This is a genomic window from Prauserella shujinwangii, assembly GCF_003001955.1.
GTDB classification, from domain to species: Bacteria; Actinomycetota; Actinomycetes; order Mycobacteriales; family Pseudonocardiaceae; genus Qaidamihabitans; species Qaidamihabitans shujinwangii.
On sequence record NZ_PVNH01000002.1, the window covers coordinates 49329 to 73174 of the forward strand.

Below are 23846 nucleotides of genomic sequence, written 5' to 3' on the forward strand. Positions count from 1 at the left end.
CAGGACAAGGAGGATCGATCATGGCTACCACGATGCGCCCCGAACAGCTGGCTGACGATCCAGTGCTGGACCGCAACGGCGACAAGATCGGGAAGGTGGGCACCGTCTACATCGGTGAGACCACCGCGCGGCCCGAGTGGGTCACCGTGAAGACGGGCATGCTCGGCCAGAAGGAGACGTTCGTCCCCCTGGAGGGCGCCTGGGAGGGCGCCGACGGCCTGCACGTACAGGTGTCGAAGGACCAGGTGTCCGACGCGCCCAGCGCCGACGGGGACGACTACCTGTCCGGTGAGCAGAGCGCCCGCCTGTACCACCACTACAACCTGCCGATGCCGCGGGAAAGCGACCGCCGGGAGGCGGCCGGCGACGCGGACGACCGGTCGATGGTGCGTTCCGAGGAGCGGCTGCGCGTCGGCACCGAGCCGGTCGAGGCCGGGCGGGTCCGCCTCCGCAAGCACGTGGTCACCGAGGAACAGCAGGTGAACGTGCCGGTGTCGCACGAGGAGGTGCGGATCGAGCGCGAGCCGGTCGACGAGACCGAGCGCCGTGAGCCCGCGGAGATGGGCGAGTCCGAGCAGGAGGTCACCCTCTACGCGGAGGAGCCGAGGGTCGAGAAGGAGCGCGTGCCGGTGGAGAAGGCACGGCTCGGCAAGGAGACCGTGACGGAGGACCGGCCGGTGTCCGACCAGGTGCGCAGGGAGGAGTTCGAGGTCGACGACGACAGCGGACGGCGCGACCGGTGAGGTCCCGCCCCAGCGCCCCGCGGAGCCTCCGTGGGGCGCACGCCCGTGCCGCGCCCCCGCTCTGGTGACCCACCGAGGTCGTGGCCCCGCTTGCCGACACCTATCGACTTTCGATATATTCCCATCGAAGATCGATTGGAGAAGACTCGATGGGAAGATGGACCGTCCTCGCGCTGCGCATCGTGCTCGCGATGGTGCTCGCGGGCACGCTGTTCGTTCAGGTGGTGATGGTGCCGCTGCTGGCCACCGACCTGCGGGAGGCCGGGCCGGATCTCGCCAGGGTGCGTGTCCCGTTCGTCGTCATCACCGTGCTGGGGCTGGTGACCGTCCAGGTCACCGCGGTGAGCGTGTGGCGGCTGCTGACGATGGTGCGGCGGGGCACGGTGTTCTCGCACGCCTCGTTCCGGTACGTGGACATCGTGATCGGCGCGATCGCCGCGGCCTCGGTGCTCACGTTCGGGCTCGCCGTCACCCTCGCCCCCGGTGAGGCCGTCGCCCCGGGTGTGGTCCTGCTGATCTGCGGGCTGTCCGTGCTGATCGCCGGGATCGCGCTGATCGTGCTCGTGCAGCGGATGCTGCTCGCCAAGGCGGTCGCCCGTGACGTCGAGGCGCATCACCTGCGCGCCGAGCTCGACGAGGTGATCTGATGCCGATCATCGTCGACATCGACGTGATGCTCGCCAGGCGCAAGATGTCCGTGGGCACGCTGGCGGACCGCGTCGGGATCACGCCGGCCAATCTCGCGGTGCTCAAGAACGGCCGGGCGAAGGCGGTCCGCTTCACGACGCTGGCCGCACTGTGCGAGGTGCTGGACTGCCAGCCCGGGGACCTGCTGCGCTGGGAACCCGAGACGACCTCGGCCGGCGGCGACGGCGGCCGGCCGCTCGTCCGCGACCAGCTCGATTCATGAGGTACCGGCACGCCCGAGCGCGGGCGGAGATCACCAGGTCCGGTGCAGGCCGGGCCGCGAGTGCGGGAAGCGATGAGTTCCGGCCCGCCGTGCGGTCTGTCCGTGCGACCAGGGTCTTCGTGCTCACCCACTACCCGCGTGACCCGCAGCCGATGGACGGCGGCACCACATTTCGCCTCGTCACGGACGGAATCGAGCCCGCACTGCGACAGGCACGTGAGGCGACCGGAGGCGGCGACGTGGCGATCGCCGGCGGTGCGACCACGATCAACCAGTACCTCGCCGCGGGCCTGGTCGACGAACTGCGGCTGCACATCGCGCCGCTGACACTCGGCGCGGGCACGCGGCTGTTCGACAGTGTCCCGCCGCTGAATCTCCAGCAGACGGAGTCGCGGGCGGCGAACTCGGTCACGCACGTGCCCTGTCGCGTGCTGTCGTGAGCCCGCGCGGTGCCCCAGCAGCGACCTCCGGGAACGGTGCCCCCGACGGGACTCGAACCCGCACTCGATCGATTTTAAGTCGACTGCCTCTGCCGGTTGGGCTACGGGGGCACTGTGCAGCTTAAGCCCCCGGACCTGCTACGACTGGGAAGCCCTGGCGAATTCTTCCTTCGGGTTGTTGATCTGACCGAGAGCGACGACCTCGCGACGGAACAGACCGCCGAGCGTCCAGTCCAGCAGGATCCGCACCTTGCGGTTGAACGTCGGCATCGCCTTGACGTGGTACGCGCGGTGGAACAACCAGGCCGGGAAGCCCTTGATCTTCATCCGCAGCGCGTCGGCGACGCCCTTGTGCAGGCCGAGGCTGGCGACCGCGCCCAGGTTCTCGTGCACGTAGTCCTTCGGCTGGCCGCCGCGGATCACGCGGATGATGTTCTTCGCCAGGTGCCGTGCCTGCCGGACCGCGTGCTGCGCGTTCGGCGGGCAGGTGGCCGTCGGGTCCTCCTCGGTGCGCGAGAGGTCCGGCACAGCGGCGATGTCGCCCGCCGTCCACACGTCCGGGTGACCGACGACCTGGAGGCCCGCCGTGGCCTGCAGCCGCCCGCGCTTGTCCAGCGGCAGGTCGGAGTTGGCGAGCACCGGGTTGGCCTTCACACCCGCGGTCCAGATGATCGTGTCGCTGTCGAACTCGGTGCCGTCGGAGAGCACCACGTGGCCGTTCTCGAACGACTTCGCCGCCGTGGACAGGTACACCTCGATGCCGCGCTTCTCCAGCTGCTCCGCGGTCCACACGCCCAGCGTCTCGCGCACCTCGGGCAGGATCCGCCCGGCCGCCTCGACGAGCACCCAGCGGATGTCCTCGGGCTCGATGTTCTCGTAGTACCGGGTGGCGAACCGGGTCATGTCCTCCAGTTCCGCCAGCGCCTCGATGCCGGCGAAGCCACCGCCGACCACGGTGAACGTGAGCAAACGCTTGCGCAGCTCGGGGTCGAGCGTGCTGGAGGCCTCGTCGAGCTTGGTCAGCACGTGGTTGCGCAGGTAGATCGCCTCACCGATGGTCTTGAAGGCGATGCCCTGCTCGGCCAGGCCGGGGATCGGGAGGATGCGCGCCACCGAGCCGAGCGCCACCACGAGCACGTCGTAGGACAGCTGCTCGATGTGGCCGTCCGCGGCCTCGACGGTCACCGCCTTGCGCTCGTGCTCGATCTTGGTCACGCGCGCGGTGAGCACGTGGCAGCGGCGGAGCACCCTCCGCAGCGGCACCACGACGTGCCGGGGCTCGATCGCCCCGGCCGCAGCCTCCGGCAGGAACGGCTGGTAGGTCATGTGCGGCTGTGGATCGACGACGGTCACGGACGCCTCGTTGGCGCGGAGCATCTTCTGGAGCCCCAGGGCCGTGTACAACCCGACGTATCCGCCACCGAGGATCAGGATCCGCGTCGGTTCCGACTTCGCTGCCATGCCTCCATAGTGGCACTGCTCTGCGACAATCGCGCGAGGGCCCTGCCCCGCTGTGACCAGCGTCGCCGCGGTTACCCAAACGATTCAGTTCAGGCCCGCGAGTGAGGCCGCTTCGGCGAGCACCGCACGCAGCATGGCGGGCGTCAACCTGCCCGTGAACGTGTTCTGCTGCGACACGTGGTAGCAGCCCAGCAGGTGCAGCTCGCCGGGCCCTTCGAGCACGACGTGCGCCCCGTGCCCGAACCTCGGCCGGGGTCGCGGGACCCGCCAGCCGGCGTCGCTGAGCACGGGCAGCAGCGCCTGCCAGCCGAACCCGCCCAGCACCACCACCGCGCGCAGGCTGGGGCGCAGCAGTTCCAGCTCCCGCGCCAGCCACGGCCTGCAGTTGTCCCGCTCGGCCGGCGTCGGCTTGTTGGCGGGCGGGGCGCAGTGCACCGGCGCCGTGATGCGCGTGCCGCGCAGGCGTAGCCCGTCGTCGCGATGGGTCGCGGTCGGCTGCGTCGCCAGCCCCACGTCGTAGAGCGCCTGGTACAGGACGTCGCCGGAGCGGTCGCCGGTGAACATGCGGCCGGTGCGGTTGGCGCCGTGCGCGGCGGGCGCGAGGCCCACGATGCCGAGCGCGGCGTCGGCGGGCCCGAACCCGGGGATGGGCCTGCCCCAGTACGTCTCTCCCGCGTACGCGGCGCGTTTGGTGGCCGCCACGTGTTCCCGCCACGCCACGAGGCGGGGGCAGGCGCGGCACTCGGTCACCGCCGCGTCGAGCTCGGCGAGCGAACCTTCGGCAATCGTCACACCACGATTGTGCCTTCAACTAGGTTGGCGACATGGCGGACACCACCCACGAGGACAACAACGCCGAACCGGCGGCGAAGACCGAGGAGCGGCCGAGCGAACCGGTCGACGACCTGGTCACCACCCAGCACACGATCACGGTCAAGCGGCGCAAGCTCGCCTACACCGCCCAGACCGGGCGGGTCGTGCTGCGCAAGGAAGTGATCACCGACGGCAAGTTCGACGGGCACCAGGCGAGGGCGGAGGTGTTCCTCACCTCCTACACGCTCGACGGCGCCGACCCGGCCAAGCGGCCGGTGACGTTCGCGTTCAACGGCGGCCCCGGCTCGTCGAGCATCTGGCTGCACCTCGGCGTGCTCGGTCCGCGGCGCGTCCTCTCCGGTGACGTCGGCGCGCCGGAGCCGCCGCCGTACGGGCTGGCGGACAACGCGGAGACCCTGCTCGCGCACAGCGACCTCGTGTTCATCGACCCGGTGTCCACGGGCTACTCGCGGGCGGCGAAGGGGCAGAAGCCCAAGAACTACCACGGCTTCACCCCGGACATCGAGTCCGTCGGCGAGGTGATCCGGCTGTGGACGTCGCGCAACGAGCGCTGGCTGTCCCCGAAGTTCGTCGCCGGCGAGTCCTACGGCACGCTGCGCGCGGCGGCGCTGGCCGCGCACCTCCAGGAACGCAGGGGGCTGTTCCTCAACGGCCTGCTGCTCATCTCGTCGGTCCTGGACATGGGCACGATCGTGTTCCACGAAGGCAACGACCTGCCCTACTCGCTGTACGTGCCGACGTACGCGGCGATCGCGCACTACCACGGCAAGCACGGGGACCGGCCGTTGGCCGACGTACTGGCCGAGGCGGAGGAGTTCGCGTCCCGGGATCTGCCGTGGGCGCTCGAGCGCGGCGCCCGGCTCGGCGAGTCCGAACGCGCCGACGTCGTCTCCCGGCTGGCCGGGCTGACCGGCCTTTCCGAGTCCTATGTGGACAGGGTGAACCTGCGGATCGAGCACGTCCGCTTCTTCACCGAGCTGCTGCGCGACCGCGGGCTGACCACAGGGCGGATGGACGGCCGGTTCACCACGTGGGAGCCGGACGGCGGCCGGGAGCACATGAGCGACGACGCGTCGATCTCCCGGATCATCGGCGCCTACTCGGCCGGGTTCAACCACTATGTCCGTGCCGAGCTGGGCTACTCGAACGACCTGCCTTACGAGATCCTCTCGATGGACGTGAACCGCGAATGGTCCTATTCGGACTTCGAGGGCCGTCCGGTCTCCGTCGTCGAGGACCTCAGCGCCGCGATGCGTGCCAACCCGCATCTCAAGGTCCACGTGGCCCTCGGCCACTACGACGGCGCCACACCGTACTACGCGGCGGAACACGTACTCGCCAGGCTGCGCATTCCCGAGGAGCTTCGCTCCAATGTGGAGACCGCGTACTACCCGGCCGGGCACATGATGTACGTGCACGAACCGTCGCGGGTGCGACAGGCGAAGGACCTCGGCGACTTCGTCCGCTCGGCCTCGAACAGGTAGTCATCTCATGCGCACCGGGGGCCGTGGCCGGGCTGCGGCCGCCTCGTAGGCGGCCCGGAGTTCCCGGACCACGGCTCCCGGCTCCTTCCTCAGCCGGGCCGGCAAGGTCGCGAGCAGCACGATTCCCGCCGCCGCGTACCTGGCGTTCCGGGCGAGGGTGCCCGCGTAGCCGTCGAGCTCGAAGTAGAACTCCTTGGAGTCGATCTCCCAGGCGAACGCGACGTCGTCGCACCAGGCGTCCGGAGTGGCCACGTAGCCACCAGACACCTCGTACACAGCGACGTTCCACGCGCATTCGGGCAGACCTGCTCGCCGCCAGAGCCGAAGCGCGTCGCCTTCCGCCACCGAGCGCGGACCCGACACGAGCTCGGCGAGCGCGCGCCGGGGCAGGGCGGAACCGCGCTGGCTGCCGTCCTCGAGCTCGCGCCGCAACACGTCCGGCCTGCACCGGCCGCGCTGCACGGCTTCGGCCAGCATCGCCCGCACCGTGTCGAAATCCTCGACTCGCCGTGCCGCGTCCAGTACGGCGCGGTGGACGGGCGCGAGGGGCAACCCGCGTCGGCGAACCGGTTCGGGCAACCGCGTGGTGCGCTCCACGAGCACGAACCCGGCACTCGTGACTTCGCGTGTCGCGGGTACCAGCAGGTGGACGTCGTCCGGCTCGGGTCCGCGCCGCAACCCGTACGACCGTAACGCCCAGTGGCCGGTGATCATCGAGTCCGGTCCTCCGCGCAACAGCGCCGCTTCGAGCCGTTGCCGCTGGCTGGGCTCGGCCCTGTCCAGCTTGACGATGCCGGGCAGCAGTCTTCGCCACGGCCCGCCGGGTAGGCATCGCCGGTACACCGTCGGCCGCGGCATACCGAGGCTCTCCAGCACGGCGACCCGCACGACCCTGCTGGTGTTCTTGTCTCCCAGCACCAGCGGGTGCCGGGACCAGTCTCCTCGTCTCACGAGCCCGGAGCTTCCGGGCACCCACCGACGAAAAGCGACCCCGGCCCGCGCGAACGGAACCCTCGCCACAACGTCCACCCGTTCGGACCAAAGCTCCCCAATGTGGCGTTGGTTGCGTTGGGAGCACCCAATGTGGCATTCGGTGCATCCGACGCACCGAATGCCACATTGGGGACGTGACGTGCGCGGGGTCGGTCAGCCGCGCAGGTGGGCGGCTCCGTGGCGAACGGCGGCGTTGGCGTCCACCATGCCGTGGCCGTAGAAGCCGTTGAACTCCGCCGTTCCCGTGCAGGTGGCCGTGTACGACTCGTCCCGGCCCTCGTCGAGGTAGTCGACCGTGTTCGGCACCGGGCACGGGGTCTCCGCCGCCGTGCCCTCCAGCACCCGCTGCGTGGTGTCCGGGGCGAGCCCGAATCCGCCCCGGCGGGGGTGACCGTACTCGGACACGATCAGCGCCGCGACGCCCGCCGCGTGCGGCGCCGCCATCGACGTGCCCTGCAGGTACTGGTAGTAGCCCACCTTGCCGTTGCGGAACGTGGCCTTCTGCACGCCGAGCTCCTCACCCAGCGGCGTCACGTTGCCCTCGGCGTCGACCGTTCCCTCCGCCACGGCGATGTCCTGCGGGTAGGCCGACAGGATCAGGTTCTCGTTGGTGCGGAACCAGTCCGTGCCGAAGTAGTCCCGGTAGTAGCCGCCCGGCGCGGACACGGAGATCTGCTCGGTGCCGTAGTTCGAGTAGTCCGCCTTCACGCCGGAGGGGCCGAACGCGGACACCGCGATCGTGTGCGCGCCCTCCACCGGCATCGAGAAGCAGGTCGCGTTGTCGATCTGCCGCTCGTAGCTGGAGTCCTGCGGGAAGTCCGGGCTGCTCGAGTCCGGCTGCGGCGCGCCGAGGTCGCTGTGCGAGTTGCCCAGCGAGACCACCTGGGTGACGCCCTTGCGGTGCGCGTACGTCAGGGCGCGGTTCATCGCCTCGACGACCGTGCGCTGCTCGAGCTGCTGCTCGGGCGAGTCGGCCGGGTTGGCCGCGCAGTTGTAGAGCCACGGGTCGACGTAGAAGGACATGTTCACCACGTCGAACCCGGCGTCACCGGCGTAGGTGATGGCGTCGACGGCCGACTGCAGGAAGAAGTAGCCCGAGTCGTGGCCGGCGCGCAGGTTGGCCAGGCGCACGTTCGGCGCGACCCCGGAGATGCCCGCGCCGTTGGCCGCGGCCGCGATCGTGCCCGCGACGTGGGTGCCGTGCCCGTGCCCGTCGACGTCGGCCGGGTCGACGCAGCCGCGGTACTCGCACGGCCCGTCCACCTCGTTGCCGTTCTCGTCGGCGGGCAGGTCGCGCACGAAGTTGCGGGACAGGCCCCTGGCGAAGTTCGGCGCGATGTCGGGGTGGTCGCCGTCGACGCCGGTGTCGATCACGCCGACGAGCACGCGCCGGTCCCCGGCCTGCACGTCCCGCGCCAGGTCGGCGCGCACGGACCGCAGTCCCCACAGCTTCTCGTCGAGCGGGTCCAGCCCGACCGGCTTCGCCGCCCGCGTGCGCTCGCCGGGCGCCGACCTGGCGCCGAACCGCTGGTGCTCCTTCTCGACCTTGTCCGGGGCGGGGCCGTTGCCCTCCTCCGGCGCGTGGCCGATCGGCCTGGCCTTCGCGGCGCCGAACACGGCCCGCCCGGCGGACACGCGCTCGGCGAAGCCCTGTGCCGGGGCCTCGGCGGTCACCAGCCCGATCGCGGAGTTGGCCCGCAGCACCGTGCCACCGGCGTCCCGGACGGCCCGCTCGACCGCCGCGAGCGACTGGCCCCGCTCGGCGAGCACCGTGAACTCGGTGGCGGGCCCAGCGAGCCGCGGCTGGGCGGTGGCGGGCGCGGTGGCGCCGACGAGACCGCCGATCAGTGGCACGGCGAGTGCCACCGCGAGAAACCTGGGTTTCCTCACGCAATTCCTCCTCGGGACAAACGTGAGGAGAACGTACCTACCGATCCCGCCGGAGTGCGGGAAATTCCTACGAAAGTCGCCTCAGGCGAGGGAGAGCGCGATGCCGTCGAGGATGTCGTGCTCGCTGACCACGAGTTCGGTGGGCCCGCCCCGCTCGGCCAGCTGTCCGGCGAGCACCTGCACGATCAGCGCCCCGCCACCGATGACGTCGACCCGTCCGGGGTGGATGACCGGGTTCGCCGCGCGGGTCTCGTGGTCCACGGTGAGCAGCCGCCGGGCCGTTCGGTCGAGGTCGGCCCTGGTCAGCCGGGACAGGTGGGTGCGCTCGGAGTCATACTCGGGCAGTTCCTGGGCGATGGCCGAGAGGGTGGTGACGGTGCCCGCGACCCCGATCCACGTGTTCGCCTTGGCCACGTCGACGACGTCGAAGGCCTCGGTGAGCACGTCGGCGGCCAGCTCACGCGCGGCGGCGACGTCGGCCTCCGCGGGCGGGTCCGTGCGCAGGGTGCGCTCGGTGATGCGCACGCAGCCGATGTCCACGGAACGGGCGGCGAGCACCTCCGCCGACCGGCCGTCCCACGTGCCGAGCACCAGTTCGGTCGAGCCGCCGCCGACGTCGACGACAAGGAACGGCCCGTCGTCGGGGTCCTGCTCCCCCACCGCGCCGACGAATGACAGCGTGGCCTCCTCGTCGCCGGTGATGACCTCGGCCTCGACGCCGAGCACCTCGCGCGTCATGGCGAAGAAGTCGTCGCGGTTGCTCGCGTCCCGCGTCGCCGAGGTGGCGACCATCCGCAGCCGCTCCACGCCCTTGCGGCGGGCCGCGCTCTGGTAGTCCACGAGCGCGGCGCGGGTGCGCTCCAGCGCCTCGGGCGCGAGCCTGCCGGTGGCGTCGACACCCTGGCCGAGGCGCACGATCCGCATCTCCCGGTGCAGGTCGCGCAGGTCGACGCTGCCGTCGTGGCGGTAGGTCAGCTCGGCGACGAGCAGCCGGATGGAGTTGGTTCCACAGTCGATCGCGGCAACACGGGGCATGCCGCCACCCTAGCCGTCAGCTCGTCGGCGCCGGCGTGGACTGTGTCGTGCTCCGCGGCTCGGTGGGCTCGTCCTCGGGGTCGGAGCAGGGCGGTGTGGTCGGGTCGGTCGAGTCGGTCTGCTCGGAAGACCCCGAAGACCCCGAAGACTCGGACGAATCCGGCGACTCGTCCGCCGTCGGCTCGCAGGTCTCGGTCGAGTCGCTGGGCTCCGTGCTCTCCGGAGGCACCGTGGTGTCCGGTGTCTCGTCCGGGGAGCTCGGCGACGAGGGCGACGGGCTGCTCGGCTCGTTCACGCTCGGCGGCAGCTCCGGGTCGCTGCTCGGCGAGGTCGTGTCCGCGGGCAGCTCACCGCGCGGGGCCGCAGGCTTCTTCTCCGCCGAGGAGGTGGTGGCCTGCCCGGACGGCGGCCGCGGGTCCACCGGCGACGGCGCCTCGGTGGTACCCCGGGTCGGCACGGCGAGCGGCACGTCGCTGTCGGGCAGGCTGCGCACGCCGCCGCGGTAGGCCTCGGCCCAGCGGATGACGGTGTCGACGTAGGTGTCGGAGTTGTTGTAGCGGTAGAGCGCGGCGCGCAGCTGGTCCTCCTTGGCGAGGTCCAGACCGCCCGAGCACAGGTACCGCGCGGTGGCGACGGTCGCGTCGTAGATGTTGTTCGGGTTCCGCACGCCGTCACCGTTGCCGTCGGCGCCGTACCGCGCCCACGTTCCCGGGATGAACTGGGTCGGGCCGACCGCGCGGTCCCACACCCGGTCGCCGTCGAAGCGGCCGTCGTCGGTGTCCGCGATGGCGGCCACCGGCCCCACCCCGTTGAGCACCGGGCCGAGGATCGGCTCGACGGTGTCGCCCTTGGCGTCCACGTAGCCGCCGCGGGCGTGGTTGGACTCGATCCGCCCGATGCTGGCGATGAGGGCCCAGTCGATGTTGCATCCGGGGTACTCCCGGCCCACGATCCGCGCCGCGGCACGGTACGCCTTGAGCGCCGTGCTGGGGATGCCGTGCGGGCCCGGTTCGGGCGGCTGGTACACCGCCAGGTCGGCGGGATCGGGCGAATCGGGCAGGCTGCCGTCGACCGAGAGGGTGGTCGGCTCCGGCGAGTACCCGCCCTCCAGCGGCATCTCCTCGCTGACCGCCAGTTCGTCCGAGTAGCCGGGGAGGTCGGTGGCGCCGGCGACGTTCACCCAGTCCGCGGCGGTGGTGGTGACCGCGACCGTGGGCAGCACCGCCAGCGAGCCGCCGAGGAACGCGGCCGCCGTCTTGTGCCGCAGCCCGAACCTGCGTACCGACCCACCGAGAGCGGCCGGAATCCGGTTCGCACGCACGCTCGAGCCTCCCACGACCTGGCTGTGGCGACCCCTGGTCCCCCACCGTCTGTACCTGGCGATGCCAGCGTGCCCCACCGGCCGCCTGTGTTTCATCCCCCCGAGGCGAATTCGCGGCAGGATTAGTCCGGTTGCAGTAACGCGACCCGCCCGTGGGTGGCCACGACGGCGGACAATGTGTCTACTGTGGAAAGTCGGCGGCGCAGTCGCCGGAGGGCCAGCCTTCCGCGCGGACGAGCTCGAGGGTCTCGTCGCCGATCGGGTTGACCCCGGGTCCGCAGGCCAGCGTGTGCGCCAGGTGCACGTGCAGGCACTTGACCCTGCCGGGCATTCCGCCCGCGGTCACCTGGTGCCCGAGTGGCTCGATCGCGTCCCGTTGTGCCAGGTAGGACTCGTGTGCCCGCTGGTAGGCCGCCGCGAGGCCCGGGTCGGAGCCGAGGCGTTCCGTCATCTCCCGCATGACGCCCTGCGCCTCCAGCTTGCCGACGAGCGAGGCCAGCCGGGGGCACGTGAGGTAGTAGAGCGTCGGGAACGGCGTGCCGTCCTCGAGCCGGGGGCTGGTCTGCACCACCGCGGGGTGGCCGCCGGGACAGCGGGCGGCCACCGCCCGCAGCGCGCGGGGCGGCCTGCCGAGCTGCTCGGCGATGACCTCGCGGTCGGCGTCGGTCACCGGCTCGAACTGGGTCTGGTTCACAAGCAGCAGGGTAGCCAGCCGCACCCGGCCGCCTGCCGACCCCGCCTCACGGGCCGGACGCGCTCTCCCACAGCCGCTCGTACCAGGCGCCCTGCGGCCGCTGCCGCTCGTCCGGCCTGCGCCGCTCCGCCGCGGCCTCGTCCTCGGGCAGCTGCACGATGTACGGCGTCTCGCCCGGCATCACGAACCGCAGCCTGCGCCGGGCCTCGGCCTCGACCTGCGCGGGGTCGTTCAGCTCGGCCCTGCGGTCCCGCAGGTCGTCCAGCTGCTCGCGCAGCTGCTCCTGGCGCCGCTCCTGCTCGGCCACCTCCGCCTTCTGCGACAGGTACGTGCGCAGCGGCACGGCGATCGTGAACGCCAGGGCGCACACGACGATCGCCATCACGGCCGCGCGCCTGGTCGTGGACATCCCGAGCACCTTGGCCGCGCTCGAGGCGCGTGTGGCGCTCAGCCCCCGGCGCAGCCGGGCCCTGCGGCCCTCCCGTGCGGTGCGGCTGCCGCGCGTGTCCCGCCGGGACCGCTCGGGCCGGCGGGGGGACGAGCGCTGCACCCGTCCCCCGGCCCGCCGGCCCCGCGGCCTGCCCCGTTCGGCGGCCACCGCGGATCAGTCCTCCGGCGTGAATCTCGGGAAGGCCAGATCGCCCGCGTACCGCGCCGCGTCGCCGAGGGTCTCCTCGATCCGCAGCAGCTGGTTGTACTTGGCGACCCGCTCGCTGCGCGCCGGGGCACCGGTCTTGATCTGGCCCACGCCGGTGGCCACGGCGAGGTCGGCGATCGTGGTGTCCTCGGTCTCGCCGGAGCGGTGGCTCATCATCGACTTGTAACCGTACGACGTGGCCAGCGCCACGGCGTCCAGCGTCTCCGACAGCGTGCCGATCTGGTTGACCTTCACCAGCAGCGCGTTCGCGGCGCGGCGGGCGATGCCCTCCTCCAGCCGGTCGGGGTTGGTGACGAACAGGTCGTCGCCCACCAGCTGCACCTGCTCGCCCAGCTCGGCGGTGAGGCGCACCCAGCCGTCCCAGTCGTCCTCGCTCAGCGGGTCCTCGATCGACACGAGCGGGTAGGCGTCGACCAGCTCGGTGTAGTACCCGGCGAGCTGCTCGGCGCTGCGCTTGGTGCCCTCGAAGGTGTAGGCGCCGTCGTCGAAGAACTCGGTCGCGGCGACGTCCAGCGCGAGCGCGATGTCCCGGCCCGGCTGGTAGCCCGCCTTCTCGATCGCGGTGAGGATGATGTCGAGCGCCTCGCGGTTGTTCGCCAGGCTCGGCGCGAAGCCGCCCTCGTCGCCGAGACCCGTGGACAGGCCGCGGCTCTTCAGCACCGCCTTCAGCGCGTGGTAGGTCTCGGTGCCCCACCGCAGCGCCTCGCGGAACGACTCGGCGCCGATCGGCGCGATCATGAACTCCTGGATGTCGACATCGGTGTCGGCGTGCGCACCGCCGTTCAGGATGTTCATCATCGGCACCGGCAGCACGTGCGCGTTGGGCCCGCCGAGGTAGCGGAACAGCTCCAGCTCCGACGAGTCGGCCGCCGCCTTCGCGACGGCGAGCGAGACGCCCAGGATGGCGTTCGCGCCGAGCCGCGACTTGTCCGGCGTGCCGTCGAGGTCGACCAGCTTCTGGTCGACGATGCGCTGGTCGACGGCGTCCACCCCGGTCAGGTCCGGACCGATCTCGTCGAGCACGGCGGCGACGGCCCGCTCGACGCCCTTGCCGCCGTAGCGGTTGGAGTCACCGTCACGCAGCTCGACGGCCTCGTGCTCCCCGGTGGACGCTCCCGAAGGGACGGCGGCCCGCGCCATCGTGCCGTCGTCGAGGGCCACCTCGACTTCGACCGTCGGGTTGCCGCGAGAATCCAGAATCTCGCGGGCGCCTACCTGCTCGATCACCGCCACGCTTACTCCTCACCCGGTTGTGCCAGCCACGACGGCACCCAGCGTAGCCGCCCACCCGGATGCCCCGGCGGAGGCACGCAGGCGGGTTACGTCACGGTGCCGCTCGGTCCCCGGCGCGGATCTCCTGCCAGCCGGTGGGCAGGTCCACGGCGTCGGAGACCTGCTGCCAGAAGGTCCAGCTGTTGCCCCCGATGTCCTGCACGGTGAACAGCCGGGCGCCGTACGGCTGGTCCTGGGGTCGCGACACCTCGACGGTGTCCCCGACGGCGGCACAGACCCGGTCGAACTGGCCGTCCACGTCGTCGACGTACACGACGTTGAGCTGCCCGACCGGCCCGTCGACACCCTTGGCCTCCCAGTACTCCGAACCCACCGCCGTGAGGTGGATCTCGGAGTCGCCCACCAGCACGGTGGCCTGGAACACGTCACCGGCGGCGTCGACGTAGCGAACCTTCTCCTGGAACCCGAAGACACGGGTCAGCCACTCCACCGCCTCGGTCGCATCGGTGTAGTAGAGGTACGGCGCGAGGCCGAGGTACCTCGGTTCTTCGTCGCTCATGACGGCAAAGTCCATCACACCGCGCTCACCGGCCGGGCGGTCACCCCGGCCGCGGGGGTCGAGAATCGCCCCGTCGCCGGGTAACGTCGAGAGGACCATGGGTGACCAGGAGCCAGTTCCGGAGCGTGCGGCCGAATCCCGGTTCCAGGCCTTCCGCCGGGCCGAAGCGCTGGTCCAGCGGCGCAAGCCGCTCGAGGCGCTGAAAGTGCTGGAACCGGTGCTGGACGCCGATTCCGACAAACCGAGCGTGCAGCTGCTCGCCGGCCGTGCCTACTTCCACTCCGCGCAGCTCAACCGAGCCGAGGACGCGTTGACCCGGGTGGTCGAGATGGACCCGTCCGACCACTACGCCCGGTTCGTCCTCGGCCGGACCCTGCAGCGGCTCGGCAGGCTCGCCGAGGCGCTCGCCCAGCTGCGCATGGCTTCGGCGATGAACCCGGTCCCGGAGTACCAGGAGGCGATCGGCGAGGTGCGTGCCCGGATCACCCTCGGGAACACCTGACGGCAGCCGTCACTTCGCACGGGCGCGCAGGTGCGCCCGCTCACCCTGCTTGCCGAACAGGGAGAGGATCTCCGCGGGCTGGTCCCCCGCCGCCGCGAACCAGTGCGGGTGGCGGGTGTCGAACTCGGCCGCCTCGCCCGGTCCGAGCACGATGTCGTGGTCGGCGAGGACGAGCCGCAGCCGTCCGCTGAGCACGTACATCCACTCGTACCCCTCGTGCACGCGGGGATCGGGCCCCTCCGGCCGGGGCGGCACCACCAGCTTGAACGCCTGCGGCTGGCCCGGCTGCCGGGTCAGCGGGATCGCCGTCATCCCGTTCATCGTCTTCGGCTCCGCACACACGCGCGGGTCCCCCACCGGCGGCGCACCGACGAGGTCGTCCAGCGGGACCTGGTAGAGCCGGGCCAGCGGCAGGAGCAGTTCGAGGGTGGCCCTGCGGCTGCCCGACTCGAGCCGGGAGAGCGTGCTCACCGAGATTCCGGTGGCGTCCGCGGCCGCCGTCAGCGTGATCCGGCGCTCGCGGCGCAGCCTGCGCAGCCGCGAGCCCACCTGGGCGAGCACCCCGTCGATGTCGGTCATGCCCCCACTTTGCCACTTCGGCAACGAAGTTTGCCACCAGGACGGCCGGCGGCGCACGCTGGGCGCATGACGGACAGATACGACGTGGTGATCGTGGGTGGTGGAGCCGCGGGGCTCAACGCGGCGCTGGTACTGGCGAGGGCACGCCGGAGCGTGGCCGTGGTGGACGGCGGCAGCCCACGCAACGCCCCCGCCGGGCACCTGCACGGCTTCCTCTCCAGGGACGGGCTGCCGCCCGCGGAGCTGCTGCGCGCGGGGCGGGAGGAGGTCGCGGGCTACGGCGGCGACCTCGTCGACGACGTGGTGAGCACCCTGCGACCCGACCGCCTGGTGGAGCTGGCGAGCGGCCGGGTGCTCGCCGCCCGGCGCGTGCTCGTCGCGACCGGGCTGACGGACGAGCTGCCCGAGATCCCCGGCGTCCGGGAACGGTGGGGACACGACGTCCTGCACTGCCCGTACTGCCACGGATGGGAGGTGCGCGACCGTCCGCTCGCGGTGCTCGGCACGTCGCCGAGGTCGCCACACCAGGCGCTGCTGGTGCGGCAGTGGAGCGCCGACCTGGTCTACTTCCCGCACACCGCGGAGCCGGCCCGCGAGGACGCCGAGCGGATGCGGGCACGCGGCATCCGGATCGTGCCGGGCAAGGTCGACGAGGTCGTCGTCGAGGGGGACCGGGTACGGGCGGTGCGGCTCGCCGACGGCACCGAGGTCGCCCGCGAGGCGGTCTTCGTGGGGCCCCGGTTCGTACCCAAGGACGGGGTGCTGGCGGCCGCGGGCTGCGCCAGGGCGGAGTCGGGGTTCGTCGCGGTCGACGGCACGGGACGCACGAGCGTGCCCTGGCTGTGGGCCGCGGGCAACGTGGTGGACCCGGCGGCGCAGCTGATCACGGCGGCGAGCGACGGCGCCCGCGCGGCGGCGGACATCAACCTCGACCTGGTCCTCGAACCGGATCAGGAGGCGGATGCCGCGTAGGCCTCGGCGCCGCTGAGCACGTCCTGCGCGTAGGACACCGACGCGTTGTACGCCAGCACGGCGTCCCACCAGTCCCGGGGATCGCGCAGGTCGCGGCCGTCGGCGCAGAGGAAGCGGGCGGCGGTGAGGGCGGCGTCGTCGATGTCCTGCGGGTCGGGCCGGGCACCGTCGCGGGTGGCACGGACGCCCCAGCGCCGCCACGTCTCCGGCAGGAACTGCATCGGCCCCACCGCGCGGTCCCAGGCACGGTCGCCGTCGAGCCGCCCGCCGTCGGTGTCGCGGATGGCCCGCACGCCGGGTGAGCCGTCGAGCGGCACGCCGACGATCGGCCGGTCCGGCCTGCCGTCCTGCCCGATGCGGTTGCCGTCGAGCTGACCGTGCCGGGACTCCATGCGGCCGATCCCGGCGAGCGTGCCCCACGACAGCCCGCAGGACGGCCGCTCGCCGCGCAGCCACATCTCCGCCCTACCGTACGCGGCGACCACCCGCGCGGGCACCTCGGTGGTGGCGGAGACCCGCTCCGCCCAGGCGTCCAGCTCTACCTGATCGGAGGCGTTGGGCCGGTCGACGGGCGCGCGCACGGCGGCGCGCGGGACGGCCGCGTGCGGCTGCGGCCGCCGCTCGGGAACCGTGAACGTCGAGTCCGGCTCGTCCTTGGTGATCCCGACGGTGAGGATCAGCGTCAGCCCCGTCCCCACCAGCAGCAGCACGAGCAGCAGCCGGCCGAGGACACGGGGCGGCGGAGTCGAGTCGACCACCCGATCAGGCTACGTGCCGGAGGGCCGCCGCCGGGCGCGGTCCGGGGCCGTTCACCGCCGCGGAAGGGGCCAGCACCGGCGCCACCCCTCGGCATCGAGGGTCGCCGGGTCGAGCCCCGCGTCGCGGGCCGCGCGCTCGGCGGCCCGCACGTCGGCCGCGAACGCCTTCGCCACCACCCGCAGCGCGTCCTCGGGATCGAGGCCGGCCCTGCGGGCCGCGGCCGCGAGGCGGAACAGCTTCGAACCCTCGTCGTCGCCCGGGGGGAAGAGGTCGAACGGCAGCCCGGCCCTGCCGGTGCGCTGGCCGAGCTTGCCCGCGAGCGCGGCGGCGGGCTGACCGAACGCGATACCGTCCACAATGGACTCGCGACGCTTCTCCGCCTGCTTGAGCTCCTCCCAGCGCACCTGCTGGTGCTCGGCCGTGCGCACCTTCTCGGCGTCGGTGAACACGTGCGGGTGCCTGCCGACCAGCTTCGCGACGAGCGCCTCGGCGACGTCGTCGATGCCGAACGGGTCGCCCTCGTGCTCGGTGGCGACCCTGGCGTGGAAGAGCACCTGCAGCAGCACGTCGCCGAGTTCCTCGCGCAGCGCCTCCCGGTCGCCGTGCTCGATCGCGTCGAGCAGCTCGTAGGTCTCCTCGACCAGGTACTGGCGCAGGGACTCGTGGGTCTGCACCGCGTCCCACGGGCAGCCGCCGGGCGAACGCAGGCGGTCCATCACCTCGGCCGCCCGCACCAGCGCCGGCACCGGCCCGCCGATGACGGTGGCGCCGGCCTCGACCAGCGCGGCGGCGCCCGGGTCCCGCGTGCTCGCGGCGACCAGCACCACGCCACGCTGGGTACGCAGCGTGGCCGGGTCGGGCGCGGCCTTGGCGTCCAGCGCGCTCCGGGTGTCCTCGGGCAGATCGGCGGCGGCGTAGACGGCCTCCGCCGACCGCAGCACCGGCCACGCCGCGGCAGGGAGCATCGCCGGCAGTGCGGGAGAAACGAGCACCACCGAAGCGAAGGGAGAGGTCATGGCTGCACGGTACGGGGGCTCAGCTGGTAGCCGGTCACCTCGTCCTCGCTCGCGGCCGGAGCCATCTCCGTCGCGTCCCACACGCCGTAGCGCGGGTTGACCCGCACGCCCAGCTCGTCGGCGATCGGCTGGAGCATCCGCACGCCGGCCCAGTACAGCACCTGGCCGCTCGCCTGCTGCACGGACTGCTGCGAGCCGCCCGCGGTGACCTTCCGGTCCCTGATCAGCCCGACCAGCCACCCGGTCTGCTCCCGGCTGGGCTGGATCACGATCACCGAACCCTCCCCGGCACCGAACACGGAGCTGATCGCGATCTCCGGCTGGTTCTGCAGCGCGTCGGCGAGCGCCAGCTCCTGGTCGAGCACCTGGTAACCACCGTCGCGGATGATCCGCTCCGCCGCACCGGGGTCGGCGGCGATCCGGCGGCCCAGCGCGAGCGCCTTCTCCTCGGCCGTGGACTCCGCGCTCTCCTCGCGGATCGTGGTGCCGACGAGCCGCACGGACACGCGGTCGGCGTAGCGCCGCGCGAGCTGCTGCAGGAGCACCTGGTCGGCGGCGGCGTCCCGCACCCGTTCGGGCGCGATGCCGATGGAGCGGGCGATCGACTCGGTCCCGCCGCTGCTGTTGATCAGTTCCTCGATCTGGGCGGGATCGGCCCGCAGCCCCTCGCGCTGGGCGGCCACCGTCACGAGATGGTGGATGATCCGGCTGCGCACGATCTCCCTGGACTGCTGGGCGAAGTTGCCCTGCTGCTGGGCCTGCTTCGCCTCGGGCACGTTGTCGAGCACCCACTGGATCTCGCGCTGCACGTCGTCGAGCGGAATCGCGTGGTCGCCGATGATCGCGGCCGACGTGACCTGGCTCGGGCCGGAGCCGCAGCCGGCGAGCACGAGCGAGGCGATCAGCGCGAGGACCAGCGTGGCGGGGCGGCGGATGATCCGGGTCACAGGCCGTACCTTCTCATATCGCTCCGGCGGAACCACAACCACCGGTCGTGAGTGAAGAACGTGGTTAGAACAACGTTATTCACTCACGACCCCGCGGCGGCTGGTTGTCCACACCTCGGTCGGTTGTCCACAGATTTCGCGGTCGGGCCCACCGGTGGCGTGGGCTGCCGGACCGTCGGGGCATGCCTCTGCATCGACGATGGTCCACCGAGGCCGTCCCTCCCGACCGGCGCACCAGCTGGCAGTGCCTGCTCGACGATCAGGCCGGGGTGGTCTCGCTGGCGCAGCTGTACACGCACGGCCATTCCGAGGCCGATGTCGTCGCCAACCTCAAGGCCGGCCGATGGCGGCGAGTGCTGCCCCGGGTGCTCGCCACGTTCACCGGGGAGCTGCCCCGTCCGGCGCGGTTGCACGCGGCTCTGCTCTACGGGGGCGGCCTCGCCGCGCTCTCCCACCACACCGCGGCCGAGGAGTGGGGGATGCTCCCGATCGCCGACCGTCCGGTGGAGATCACGGTCCCCTACACGTGCTCCGCGGTCTCGCAGCCTCCCGTGGTGCGGGTACACCGATCGCGGGCGTTGCGGCACTCGGTCGTCGAGACCGCGCCCCGCCGCACGAAACGCACCGACACCATCGTCGATCTCGCGGTGGCCCAGGACTCCGCGCAACAGGCGACCTACCTGGTGGTCGACCTGGTGAGTTCGGCGGCGGTCCCGGTGGCCGACATGCGTGGCTGCGTCCAGAACCGGCCACCGAGGCGCTACCGTGCCGCGATCACCCACGCACTCGACTTGGTCGCGGGCGGGTTCATGTCCGCGCTCGAAGTCGAGTACTCCGAGCGGGTCGAACGTGCGCACGGCATCCCGCCCGGTCGCCGCCAGACACCGGTGGAAGTGGACGGCAAGGTGTTGTGGGAGGACGTCACCTACGACCCGCTCGGCGTGCCGCTGACCGTGCGCCTCGACGGGAGGAGGCATCACGCCACCGCCCGCGTGGCGTTCCGGGACCGGCGGCGAGACAACGCCGCCGAGCTGGCGGCGCGCTCCCGGCTCGTCTACGGCTGGCACGACGTGCACACCGCTCCCTGCGCGGTGGCCGCCGAGGTGCGGGCGGTGCTGCACCGGCACGGCTGGGAGCCGACCGAATCCCGTTGCCGCTGCTCAGGCCTCGTGAGTGAGAAACGTGGTTAGAACAACGTTCCTCACTCACGAGCCGACGGCGGCCGGTTGCCTTGTCATGGCGGTCAGCAGCTCGGTGCACCAGTCGAGCAGGGCCTCGTCGCGCAGCGGTGGCGCGCCGATGCGGCCGCCCGCGGGCCCCTCGGTCGGGCGCGGCACCGAGACCGTGTTGGTCACCGCCTTGTACACGGCCTTCGGGTACAGCCGCTTGAGCCGCACCAGCTGCGAGTCGGCCAGCGGCAGCGGCGCGAACCGGATCGAGTTGCCCTGCAGGGTCACCTCGGTGACCCCCGCCGCACGGCACGACTGGCGGAAGGCGGCCACCGCGAGCAGCCTGCGCACCGGGGCCGGGGACTGCCCGTACCGGTCGACGAGCTCGTCGAGCACCGCGTCGAGCCCCGCCCGGTCGGGCGCGGCCGCGATCTTGCGGTACGCCTCCAGCCGCAGCCGCTCGCCCGGCACGTAGTCGTGCGGGATGTGCGCGTCGACGGGCAGGTCCACCCTGACCTCGGTCGGCTGCTCCGCATCCGAGGGCTCGGCGCCCGCGTGCGCCCGGAACGCGTCGACGGCCTCGCCGACCAGCCGGACGTAGAGGTCGAAGCCGACTCCCGCGATGTGCCCGGACTGCTCGGCGCCGAGGATGTTGCCCGCACCGCGGATCTCCAGGTCCTTCATCGCCACGGCCATGCCCGCACCGAGCTCGGTGTTCTGCGCGATCGTCGCCAGCCGGTCGTGCGCGGTCTCGGTCAGCGGCTGCTCCGGCGGGTACAGGAAGTACGCGTACCCGCGCTCACGGCCCCGGCCCACCCGGCCGCGCAGCTGGTGCAGCTGGGCCAGGCCGAGCATGTCGGCGCGCTCGACGATCAGCGTGTTGGCATTGGAGATGTCCAGGCCTGTCTCGACGATCGTGGTGCACACGAGGACGTCGTACTCGCGTTCCCAGAACCCCTGGATGATCTGCTCGAGCCGGTGCTCGTTCATCTGCCCGTGCGCGGTGACGATCCGCGCCTCCGGGACCAGCTCGCGCAGCCTGCGGGCCGCCTTCTCGATCGACGAGACGCGATTGTGCACGTAGAACACCTGACCGTCACGCAGCAGCTCGCGGCGGATCGCGGCGCCCACCTGCTTGTCGTCGTACGCGCCGACGTAGGTGAGGATCGGGTGCCGGTCCTCCGGCGGCGTGAGGATCGTGGACATCTCGCGGATGCCCGCGAGGCTCATCTCCAGCGTGCGCGGAATCGGCGTCGCGGACATCGTCAGCACGTCCACGTGGGTCCGCAGCGCCTTGATGTGCTCCTTGTGCTCGACGCCGAAGCGCTGCTCCTCGTCGACGATCACGAGCCCGAGGTCCTTGTACCGGATCCCGGCCTGCAGCAGCCGGTGCGTGCCGATGACGATGTCGACCTCACCGTCGGCGAGCCCGGCGATGGTCTGCTCCGCCTCGTTCGGGTCGGTGAAGCGGGAGAGACCCCTGATCGTCACCGGGAACGCGGACATCCGCTCGGCGAAGGTGTTCAGGTGCTGCTGGGCGAGCAGCGTGGTCGGCACGAGCACCACGACCTGCTTGCCGTCCTGCACGGCCTTGAACGCGGCCCGCACCGCGATCTCGGTCTTGCCGTAGCCCACGTCGCCGCAGATGACCCGGTCCATCGGCACGCCGCTCTGCATGTCGACCTTGACCTCGTCGATCGCCGCGAGCTGGTCGACGGTCTCGACGAACGGGAACGCGTCCTCCAGCTCACGCTGCCACGGCGTGTCCGCGCCGAACGCGTGCCCCGGCGCGGCCTGGCGGGCCGCGTAGAGCTGCACCAGTTCGGCGGCGATCTCCTTGACGGCCTTGCGCGCCTTGGCCTTCGTGTTCTTCCAGTCGGAGCCGCCGAGCTTGTTCAGCGTCGGCAGCTCCCCGCCGACGTAGCGGGACACCTCGTCCAGCTGGTCGGTCGGTACGAACAGCCGGTCGCCGGGGTGCCCGCGCTTCGACGGCGCGTACTCCAGGACGAGGTACTCCCTCGTCGCACCGCCCACCGTGCGCTGCACCATCTCCACGAACCGGCCGATGCCGTGCTGGTCGTGCACGACGTAGTCGCCGGACTTCAGCGCGATGGGGTCGACGGCGTTGCGCCGCCGGGACGGCATCTTGGTGTTGAGGTCCCGCGTCGAGCGCCCCGCCGTGGCGCCCCGGCCGGTGATGTCGGACTCACTGAGCACCACGAGCGCCGATCCCGGCGCCACGAAGCCGTCGGCGAGCCCACCGCAGGTCACGGTGACGACACCGGTGGCGGGCGGCGCGGCCAGTCCGTCCGCGGCGAGCGTGGCGGGGACCTCGGCGGCGGAGAGCTGCTCCACCGCACGGGCGGCCGTGCCCGCGCCGGGCACCACCACCACGGCGGCGCCGCCCGAGGCCGCGTGCGCGCGCAGGTCGGCACTCGCCTTCTCCAGCTCGCCCCGGTAGGCGGGCGAGCTGTCGATGCCGACCCGGTAGACGTCCTCCTCGCTGGTCAGCTGGGACAGCGTCCACCACGCCCTGCCGGTGTCCCGCGCGTGCGAGCGCACCTCGGCGAGGTCGCGGTACGCCGAAGCCCCGAGGTCGATCGGCGCGCGGCCACCGTCCGCGGCGGTGGTCCACGAGGCCTCGAGGAACTCCTGCCCGGTGCGCACGAGGTCCCGCGCGCGGGCGCGGATCTTCTCCGGGTCGGCGAGCAGGACGTGCGTGCCCTCGGGCATCGCGTCGGTGAGCAGGTCCAGCTCGCCCTCGCAGAGCACCGGGATGAGCGACTCCATCCCCTCACACGGGATGCCGTCGGCGAGCTTGGTGAGCATCTCCGCGAGCTGCGCGTCGGCGGCGTGCACCTCGGCGAGCTTGGCGGCGCGCGCCTTGACGTCCTCGGTGAGCAGCAGCTCGCGGCACGGCGGGGCGACGATCTCGGTGACCTCGCCCTCGAGCGAGCGCTGGTCGGACACCGCGAAGGCGCGGATCTCGCTGACCTCGTCGCCCCAGAACTCGATGCGGTGCGGATGCTCGTCGGTGGGCCCGAACACGTCCAGGATGCCGCCGCGTACCGCGAACTCGCCGCGCTTCTCGACCATGTCCACGCGGGTGTAGGCCAGCTCGACGAGACGTTCGAGCACCCGCTCGAACTCGTTCTCCACGCCGACACGGAGTTCGACCGGCTCCAGGCCGCCCAGTCCGGGCGCCATCGGCTGGATCAGGCTGCGCACGGTCGCGACCACGACGCGCAGCCCGCCGTGCCCCGGCTGGGCGAGCCGGTGCAGCACCGCGAGCCGCCTGCCGACGGTGTCCGCCCTGGGGGAGAGCCGCTCGTGCGGCAGCGTCTCCCACGAGGGGAAGTGCGCCACGACGTCGGTGCCCAGCAGGCTGCCGAGCGCGGCGGTGAGTTCGTCGGCCTCCCGGCCGGTCGCCGTGACCGCGAGGACGGGCCGGTTCGCCCCCCGCTCGGCGGCGAGCGCGGCGATCACCAGCTGCCGGGTGGCCGCCGCGCCCTCCAGGTCGAGCAGCGGTGCGCCCGCCCGTTCGACGACGCCGCGCAGGGCGGGATCGGGCAGGACCGCGGACAGCAGTCCGGACAGCTGGGCAGTGCGCGGCTCGGCGCTGGACTTGGCCACCAACGATTCCCCTC

The 23846-nt window shown here is 72.1% G+C and carries 23 protein-coding genes and 1 tRNA gene; 8 read left to right on the forward strand and 16 right to left on the reverse strand.

The annotated features are described in order from the left end of the window. Positions 1 to 20 precede the first annotated feature (20 nt). The 4 genes from B0I33_RS03510 (at position 21) to B0I33_RS03525 (ending at position 2093) form a co-directional block, all read left to right on the forward strand. Positions 21 to 743 carry a DUF2382 domain-containing protein gene (locus B0I33_RS03510; RefSeq protein ID WP_106177080.1) on the forward strand — a complete coding sequence of 241 codons (723 nt, stop codon included), beginning with the start codon at positions 21 to 23 and terminating at the stop codon, positions 741 to 743. Positions 744 to 892: 149 nt separating this feature from the next. Continuing rightward, a complete protein-coding gene (locus B0I33_RS03515) occupies positions 893 to 1390 on the forward strand; it encodes a DUF2975 domain-containing protein (RefSeq protein WP_106177081.1) in 498 nt (165 codons plus the stop codon). Next, entirely contained in the window at positions 1390 to 1653 is a 264-nt protein-coding gene (locus B0I33_RS03520; RefSeq protein ID WP_106177082.1) for a helix-turn-helix domain-containing protein, read from the forward strand. Before B0I33_RS03515 ends, B0I33_RS03520 begins: the two co-directional genes overlap by 1 nt. 89 nt (positions 1654 to 1742) lie before the next feature. After that, entirely contained in the window at positions 1743 to 2093 is a 351-nt protein-coding gene (locus B0I33_RS03525; RefSeq protein WP_245900424.1) for a dihydrofolate reductase family protein, read from the forward strand. A gap of 37 nt (positions 2094 to 2130) precedes the next feature. Here the strand turns inward: B0I33_RS03525 and B0I33_RS03530 are convergent. From B0I33_RS03530 to B0I33_RS03540, 3 genes are all read right to left on the reverse strand, one after another. Beyond that, a tRNA-Leu gene (locus tag B0I33_RS03530) sits at positions 2131 to 2204 on the reverse strand. A 27-nt stretch (positions 2205 to 2231) separates the two neighbouring features. After that, complete coding sequence (locus tag B0I33_RS03535) at positions 2232 to 3554, reverse strand: NAD(P)/FAD-dependent oxidoreductase (protein ID WP_106177083.1); 1323 nt, start codon at positions 3552 to 3554, stop codon at positions 2232 to 2234. An 84-nt stretch (positions 3555 to 3638) separates the two neighbouring features. After that, positions 3639 to 4346 (reverse strand): uracil-DNA glycosylase, encoded by a 708-nt coding sequence (locus tag B0I33_RS03540; RefSeq protein WP_106177084.1) that lies wholly within the window; start codon positions 4344 to 4346, stop codon positions 3639 to 3641. Between the two features lie 32 nt (positions 4347 to 4378). Here B0I33_RS03540 and B0I33_RS03545 point away from each other — a divergent pair, with 32 nt between their 5' ends. Next, positions 4379 to 5872: a S10 family peptidase gene (locus B0I33_RS03545; RefSeq protein WP_106177085.1), complete on the forward strand. Its 1494-nt coding sequence runs from the start codon at positions 4379 to 4381 to the stop codon at positions 5870 to 5872. Here B0I33_RS03545 and B0I33_RS03550 read toward each other — a convergent pair whose 3' ends face one another. The 8 genes from B0I33_RS03550 to B0I33_RS03585 all read right to left on the reverse strand — a co-directional run bounded on the left by B0I33_RS03550 (position 5873) and on the right by B0I33_RS03585 (position 14255). Beyond that, complete coding sequence (locus B0I33_RS03550) at positions 5873 to 6823, reverse strand: hypothetical protein (protein WP_219927125.1); 951 nt, start codon at positions 6821 to 6823, stop codon at positions 5873 to 5875. Positions 6824 to 7018: 195 nt separating this feature from the next. Beyond that, positions 7019 to 8755, reverse strand: coding sequence for a S8 family serine peptidase (locus B0I33_RS03555; RefSeq protein ID WP_106177086.1), 1737 nt, complete (start codon positions 8753 to 8755; stop codon positions 7019 to 7021). An 81-nt stretch (positions 8756 to 8836) separates the two neighbouring features. Continuing rightward, positions 8837 to 9790 (reverse strand): Ppx/GppA phosphatase family protein, encoded by a 954-nt coding sequence (locus tag B0I33_RS03560; protein ID WP_106177087.1) that lies wholly within the window; start codon positions 9788 to 9790, stop codon positions 8837 to 8839. A 16-nt stretch (positions 9791 to 9806) separates the two neighbouring features. Further along, positions 9807 to 11111 carry a lytic transglycosylase domain-containing protein gene (locus B0I33_RS03565; protein ID WP_245900425.1) on the reverse strand — a complete coding sequence of 435 codons (1305 nt, stop codon included), beginning with the start codon at positions 11109 to 11111 and terminating at the stop codon, positions 9807 to 9809. Positions 11112 to 11292: 181 nt separating this feature from the next. After that, positions 11293 to 11805: a DUF501 domain-containing protein gene (locus tag B0I33_RS03570; protein WP_106177089.1), complete on the reverse strand. Its 513-nt coding sequence runs from the start codon at positions 11803 to 11805 to the stop codon at positions 11293 to 11295. A gap of 46 nt (positions 11806 to 11851) precedes the next feature. After that, a complete protein-coding gene (locus tag B0I33_RS03575) occupies positions 11852 to 12214 on the reverse strand; it encodes an FtsB family cell division protein (protein WP_181193163.1) in 363 nt (120 codons plus the stop codon). Positions 12215 to 12409: 195 nt separating this feature from the next. After that, complete coding sequence (gene eno, locus B0I33_RS03580) at positions 12410 to 13696, reverse strand: phosphopyruvate hydratase (protein WP_106177091.1); 1287 nt, start codon at positions 13694 to 13696, stop codon at positions 12410 to 12412. 91 nt (positions 13697 to 13787) lie between these two features. Beyond that, positions 13788 to 14255 carry a VOC family protein gene (locus B0I33_RS03585; protein WP_245900426.1) on the reverse strand — a complete coding sequence of 156 codons (468 nt, stop codon included), beginning with the start codon at positions 14253 to 14255 and terminating at the stop codon, positions 13788 to 13790. A gap of 97 nt (positions 14256 to 14352) precedes the next feature. On the opposite strand from B0I33_RS03585, the gene B0I33_RS03590 reads away from it, so the two are divergent. After that, the gene (locus B0I33_RS03590; protein WP_106177092.1) at positions 14353 to 14757 is read left to right on the forward strand and encodes a tetratricopeptide repeat protein; all 405 of its coding nucleotides are present in this window, start codon (positions 14353 to 14355) and stop codon (positions 14755 to 14757) included. 9 nt (positions 14758 to 14766) lie between these two features. Here B0I33_RS03590 and B0I33_RS03595 read toward each other — a convergent pair whose 3' ends face one another. Beyond that, on the reverse strand, positions 14767 to 15336 hold the full coding sequence (locus tag B0I33_RS03595; protein WP_106177093.1) for a helix-turn-helix domain-containing protein: 570 nt from the start codon (positions 15334 to 15336) through the stop codon (positions 14767 to 14769). A gap of 66 nt (positions 15337 to 15402) precedes the next feature. Here B0I33_RS03595 and B0I33_RS03600 point away from each other — a divergent pair, with 66 nt between their 5' ends. Then, complete coding sequence (locus B0I33_RS03600) at positions 15403 to 16308, forward strand: NAD(P)/FAD-dependent oxidoreductase (RefSeq protein WP_106177094.1); 906 nt, start codon at positions 15403 to 15405, stop codon at positions 16306 to 16308. On the opposite strand, the gene B0I33_RS03605 is transcribed toward B0I33_RS03600, so the two are convergent. From B0I33_RS03605 to B0I33_RS03615, 3 genes are read right to left on the reverse strand one after another with little or no spacing between them, the layout of a single operon-like run. Continuing rightward, entirely contained in the window at positions 16287 to 17066 is a 780-nt protein-coding gene (locus tag B0I33_RS03605) for a lytic transglycosylase domain-containing protein (protein ID WP_245900427.1), read from the reverse strand. The genes B0I33_RS03600 and B0I33_RS03605 overlap by 22 nt on opposite strands. 51 nt (positions 17067 to 17117) lie before the next feature. After that, complete coding sequence (locus tag B0I33_RS03610; protein WP_106177095.1) at positions 17118 to 18083, reverse strand: nucleoside triphosphate pyrophosphohydrolase; 966 nt, start codon at positions 18081 to 18083, stop codon at positions 17118 to 17120. After that, complete coding sequence (locus B0I33_RS03615) at positions 18080 to 19030, reverse strand: SurA N-terminal domain-containing protein (RefSeq protein WP_106177096.1); 951 nt, start codon at positions 19028 to 19030, stop codon at positions 18080 to 18082. The genes B0I33_RS03610 and B0I33_RS03615 overlap by 4 nt, the downstream gene beginning before the upstream one ends. Positions 19031 to 19212: 182 nt before the next feature. On the opposite strand from B0I33_RS03615, the gene B0I33_RS03620 reads away from it, so the two are divergent. Next, the gene (locus B0I33_RS03620) at positions 19213 to 20220 is read left to right on the forward strand and encodes a hypothetical protein (protein ID WP_106177097.1); all 1008 of its coding nucleotides are present in this window, start codon (positions 19213 to 19215) and stop codon (positions 20218 to 20220) included. A gap of 15 nt (positions 20221 to 20235) precedes the next feature. Here the strand turns inward: B0I33_RS03620 and mfd are convergent, their stop codons facing one another. Further along, positions 20236 to 23796, reverse strand: a complete 3561-nt coding sequence (mfd, locus tag B0I33_RS03625; protein WP_106177639.1) for a transcription-repair coupling factor — start codon at positions 23794 to 23796, stop codon at positions 20236 to 20238. Between the last annotated feature and the right edge of the window lie 50 nt (positions 23797 to 23846).

What these genes read in the sequence shown, in the direction of transcription:
- B0I33_RS03590 (WP_106177092.1), top strand. Translation starts at nt 14,353, where the DNA reads ATGGGTGACCAGGAGCCAGTTCCGGAGCGTGCGGCCGAATCCCGGTTC.
- B0I33_RS03620 (WP_106177097.1), top strand. Translation starts at nt 19,213, where the DNA reads ATGCCTCTGCATCGACGATGGTCCACCGAGGCCGTCCCTCCCGACCGG.
- B0I33_RS03600 (WP_106177094.1), top strand. Translation starts at nt 15,403, where the DNA reads ATGACGGACAGATACGACGTGGTGATCGTGGGTGGTGGAGCCGCGGGG.
- B0I33_RS03545 (WP_106177085.1), top strand. Translation starts at nt 4,379, where the DNA reads ATGGCGGACACCACCCACGAGGACAACAACGCCGAACCGGCGGCGAAG.
- B0I33_RS03510 (WP_106177080.1), top strand. Translation starts at nt 21, where the DNA reads ATGGCTACCACGATGCGCCCCGAACAGCTGGCTGACGATCCAGTGCTG.
- B0I33_RS03560 (WP_106177087.1), bottom strand. Translation starts at nt 9,790, where the DNA reads ATGCCCCGTGTTGCCGCGATCGACTGTGGAACCAACTCCATCCGGCTG.
- B0I33_RS03535 (WP_106177083.1), bottom strand. Translation starts at nt 3,554, where the DNA reads ATGGCAGCGAAGTCGGAACCGACGCGGATCCTGATCCTCGGTGGCGGA.
- B0I33_RS03520 (WP_106177082.1), top strand. Translation starts at nt 1,390, where the DNA reads ATGCCGATCATCGTCGACATCGACGTGATGCTCGCCAGGCGCAAGATG.
- B0I33_RS03575 (WP_181193163.1), bottom strand. Translation starts at nt 12,214, where the DNA reads ATGTCCACGACCAGGCGCGCGGCCGTGATGGCGATCGTCGTGTGCGCC.
- B0I33_RS03595 (WP_106177093.1), bottom strand. Translation starts at nt 15,336, where the DNA reads ATGACCGACATCGACGGGGTGCTCGCCCAGGTGGGCTCGCGGCTGCGC.
- B0I33_RS03610 (WP_106177095.1), bottom strand. Translation starts at nt 18,083, where the DNA reads ATGACCTCTCCCTTCGCTTCGGTGGTGCTCGTTTCTCCCGCACTGCCG.
- B0I33_RS03585 (WP_245900426.1), bottom strand. Translation starts at nt 14,255, where the DNA reads ATGAGCGACGAAGAACCGAGGTACCTCGGCCTCGCGCCGTACCTCTAC.
- B0I33_RS03515 (WP_106177081.1), top strand. Translation starts at nt 893, where the DNA reads ATGGGAAGATGGACCGTCCTCGCGCTGCGCATCGTGCTCGCGATGGTG.